The 3,802-nt window shown below is 71.7% G+C and carries 5 protein-coding genes; 1 reads left to right on the forward strand and 4 read right to left on the reverse strand.

The genetic code is table 11. The features are described 5' to 3' along the window. The 4 genes from E6J59_15470 to E6J59_15485 form a co-directional block, all read right to left on the reverse strand. On the reverse strand, nucleotides 1–180 hold a 180-nt coding region (locus E6J59_15470; GenBank protein ID TMB17859.1), incomplete at its 3' end, for a DNA-binding protein. 3 nt (nucleotides 181–183) lie between these two features. Then, nucleotides 184–1,302 (reverse strand): nitronate monooxygenase, encoded by a 1,119-nt coding sequence (locus tag E6J59_15475; protein TMB17860.1) that lies wholly within the window; start codon nucleotides 1,300–1,302, stop codon nucleotides 184–186. A 3-nt stretch (nucleotides 1,303–1,305) separates the two neighbouring features. After that, nucleotides 1,306–2,520, reverse strand: a complete 1,215-nt coding sequence (locus E6J59_15480) for a cytochrome P450 (protein TMB17861.1) — start codon at nucleotides 2,518–2,520, stop codon at nucleotides 1,306–1,308. A gap of 7 nt (nucleotides 2,521–2,527) precedes the next feature. Next, nucleotides 2,528–3,205 carry a TetR/AcrR family transcriptional regulator gene (locus E6J59_15485; protein ID TMB17862.1) on the reverse strand — a complete coding sequence of 226 codons (678 nt, stop codon included), beginning with the start codon at nucleotides 3,203–3,205 and terminating at the stop codon, nucleotides 2,528–2,530. Nucleotides 3,206–3,273: 68 nt separating this feature from the next. On the opposite strand from E6J59_15485, the gene E6J59_15490 reads away from it, so the two are divergent. Next, nucleotides 3,274–3,802 (forward strand): amidohydrolase (locus tag E6J59_15490; GenBank protein ID TMB17863.1); only part of this gene is annotated, 529 nt, incomplete at its 3' end.

A 3,802-nucleotide genomic window follows, 5' to 3' on the forward strand; every position in this document is an offset into this window, starting at 1 on the left:
CGCGGAGCCGTCGGCCTCGGAGTAGCCGAGCGGCGGGACCACGACCCCCTGCCCCGCCACGCGCTGCCCCCAGATCCGCTTCTGCTCCTTCAGCCCGGCGAGGAAGCGTCCGATCACCTCGCCCGTCGAGTGCTTGTAGGGGAACTCGGAGACCACGTCGAGGCGCATGGGCGCAGGCATTGCTCACTCCTCCACCAGCCGGTTCACGCGCGCCACCGCATCCACGAACTCCTCCATCATCTCGCGTACCACCTCGCGCACCGGGCGGACCTGGTTCATGCGCCCGACGATCTGCCCGACGGGCGTGCCGACCAGCTCTTTCGCCCCCGAGGTCTCGAGGTGCGCGTAGCGGTGGATGCGCGTCGTGGCGTCGGCCGTGAGCAGGAACTGGAGCGGCATGGGGAGCGCGCCGGGCGACGAGGGGTCGTCCCACGCCTCCGTCCAGCGGGTGCGGAGCTGCCGCGCCGGCTTCCCGGTCATGGAGCGCGAGCGTACCGTGTCGCGCGCGGACGCCTGCAGCACCTTCTTCATGGCGACGGGGTGGAGATCGCTCTCGGTGGTGGCGAGCCAGACCGAGCCCATCCACGCGCCCTCGGCGCCGAGGGCGAGCGCCGCCGCGATCTGCCGCCCGCAGCCGATCCCGCCCGCGGCGAGGACCGGCGTGGGTGCGACCGCGTCCACCACGTCGGGGATGAGGACCATGGTCCCGATCTCGCCGGTGTGGCCGCCCGCCTCCGAGCCCTGCGCCACGATGATGTCGACGCCCGCCTCGACGTGGCGGCGGGCGTGCTCGACGCTGCCGCAGAGCGCTGCGACCTGGACGCCGCGCGCGTGCACCTGGTCGATCACGTCCCTGGGCGGCGTGCCGAGCGCGTTCACGAGCAGCTTGATCGGGTGGGCGAGCGCGATCTCGACCTGCGAGCGGGCGCCGGCGTGCGTCCACGCGAGCAGGCCCTCGTGCGGCACCTCGCCCGCGGGCAGCGTCGGCACCCGGTAGCGCTCGAGCACCTCCTCCACGAAGGTGCGGTGGCGCTCGGGGATCATCGCCTCGAACGCCGCCTTGTCGAACGCCGGCTGGTCGGCGAGCGAGGCCGGCATGACGACGTCCACGCCGTAGGGCTTCCCGCCCACGTGCTCGTCGAGCCAGCGGAGCTCCACCTCGAGCTGCTCGTTCGAGAAGGCGAGCGCCCCGAGCACGCCGAGTCCGCCGGCGCGGCTCACGGCCGCCACCACGTCGCGGCAGTGGCTGAAGGCGAAGAGGGGCAGCTCGATGCCGAGCAGAGCGCAGACGCGCGTGCGCACGGGTCAGCTCCTCTCGGGCGTGAAGCGCACCGGCATCCGCTTGATGCCGTTGATGAAGTTCGAGCGCAAGCGCTCGACCGGGCCGGCGAGCTCGATGTCCGGCAGGCGGCGGAGCAGCTCCTCGAACATGATCTGGATCTCGAGGCGCGCCAGGTTGGCGCCCAGGCAGAAGTGGTGCCCGATGCCGAAGGCGAGGTGCTCGTTCGGCGTGCGGCCGACGTCGAAGCGGTCGGCGTGCGGGAAGACCTCCTCGTCGCGGTTGGCCGAGCCGTACCAGACGGTCAGCTTGTCGCCCTCGCGGATCGGCTGGCCGCGGAGCTCCGCGTCGCGCGTCGCGGTGCGCCGGAAGTACATGACCGGGGAGACCCAGCGCAGCATCTCCTCGACCGCGGTCGGCATGAGGGACGGGTCGGCGAGCAGCCGCCGGCGCTCGGCCGGATGCTGCATCAGGGCGAGCATGCCGCCCGAGATCAGGTTGCGCGTCGTCTCGTTGCCCGCCACCGCGAGCAGCAGGAAGAAGGAGTCGAACTCCACCTCGGTCAGCTTCTCGCCGTCCACCTCGGCCGCCATGAGGACGCTCACGAGATCGTCGCGCGGGCTCTTCTTCCGCTCGACGGCGAGCTGGTTGGCGTACATGTACATCTGCATCGAGGCGATCTTCCCGACCTCCGCGCCGGCGCCCCCGTACTCGGGGTCGTCGAAGCCGATCATGTCGTTGCTCCACTTGAAGATCAGGTGCCGGTCCGCGAGCGGGATGCCGATCATCTCGGCGATCACCTGGAGCGGCAGCTCGGCCGCGATCTCGGCGACGAAGTCGCACTCGCCGCGCGCCACGACCGCGTCGATGATCCGGGTCGCCATGTCGCGGATGTGGGGCGCCAGGCGGTTCGTCATCTTGGGCGAGAAGCCCATGTTCACGAGCCGGCGGAAGCGCGTGTGGCGGGGTGCGTCCATGTTGATCAGCTGCGACCGGATCGCCTCCCGCTCGGGCTCGTCGAACTCCCGGATGAGCGTGCCGCCGCGGGCCGACGAGAACGTCTTCGAGTCGAGCTGGACGGCCAGCACGTCGTGGTACTTGGAGATCACCCAGAAGCCGGGGCCGTTCGGCTCCTCGTGCCAGTAGACGGGCGCCTTCGCCCGGAGGAGGGCGAACGCCTCGTGGGGCCAGCCGGCGACGAAGAGGTCGGGGTTCGCGAGATCGACGCCGGGAAGCCGCATGGGAGCCTCAGGCGCGCCGGCCGAGCAAGCGGCGCGCGGGCCGCAAGCCGAGGAGCTGCGCGACGGCGGTCTTCAAGAAGTGGCGTTGGCGGGCGATGGCGGCTGGGCTGCGGGGATCCTGCTGCACTACCGCCTCGAAGAGCGTGGCGTCGGCGAAGTAGCCGAAGATCAGGTGATAGAGCCCGGCGCCCAGGTGGGGCAGCTCGCTCGCCTCCCAGGGGCCCGGTGCGCCGGCCAGGACGGAGAGCCCCTGCGCGTAGAGCGGTCCCAGGAAACGCCCGAGGGCGCTGCGCAGGTAGCGGTTGTCGTCGAGGCCGGCGCGCTGGATCAGGCGAGGGAGGTGCGGATGCTCCTCCAGATAGTCGAGGACGCGGTCGAGGACCGCCTGCACCTCCGCCGGCTCGAGGCGCCCGCGCTCGCCCCCGGGGCCGCTCTTGCCGCTCTCCGCGACCAGCGCGATGATCGGTGCGATGCCCCGGGAGAGAACCGCCTCGTACAGCGCCCGCTTGTGGCGGAAGTGATGGTACAGGCTCGCCTGGTTCTTGAGCCCCGCCTCCCCGGCGATTTCCCGCATCGATACGCCGGCGAAGCCCCGGTCGGCGAAGCGCCGCTCGGCGGCGTCGAGGATCGCGTCGCGCGTGGAAGGGGCTTCGCGGCTGCGGGCGGTGGCCGCCCGGGGGCTCATGCGCCCCGCGTACACGAACAAACGTTCGTTTGTTAAGGTGGGAGTGCACTGCCAGGGAGGGACGCCCCATGAACCAAATCGCCGTCGTCGATGCCGACGGGCACGTGACCGAGCCGATGAGCCTGTGGACCGACTACGTGGAGCCGGCGTACCGCGAGCGCGCCCCGCGCCCCGTGCTCGACGAGCGCGGCCGTCCCTGCATGCTGCTCGACGGCCGGCTCCTCATGCGGCACGCGATGCTGCTCACGCTCGGCCCCGACTACGACTTCGCGGCGGCCAACTTCCGGGCCGGCGGCTGGGACCCGCAGGCGCGTCTCCACGACATGGATAGCGAGGGCATCGACGTCGCGGTCCTCTTCCCCTCGGTCGCCTTCTACGTGCCCGAGACGAGCGACCCGGCGCTGATGGCCGCCCTCTGCCGCGCCTACAACGACTGGCTCGCGGACTACTGCCGGGCTGCGCCGTCGCGCCTGGTTGGGGTCGCGATGCTGCCGCTCGCCGACGTCGACGCCTCGCTCCGCGAGCTCGAGCGGGCGACCGAGAAGCTCGGCTTCCGGGGCGCGTTCGTGCGTCCGAACCCGTACGCCGGACGGCCCA

This window comes from Deltaproteobacteria bacterium (assembly GCA_005879795.1).
In the GTDB taxonomy this organism is placed as follows: Bacteria; Desulfobacterota; Binatia; order DP-6; family DP-6; genus DP-6.

Excerpts from the sequence above, each read along its gene's own strand:
- E6J59_15480 (TMB17861.1), bottom strand. The coding sequence starts at position 2,520 with ATGCGGCTTCCCGGCGTCGATCTCGCGAACCCCGACCTCTTCGTCGCC.
- E6J59_15485 (TMB17862.1), bottom strand. The coding sequence starts at position 3,205 with ATGAGCCCCCGGGCGGCCACCGCCCGCAGCCGCGAAGCCCCTTCCACG.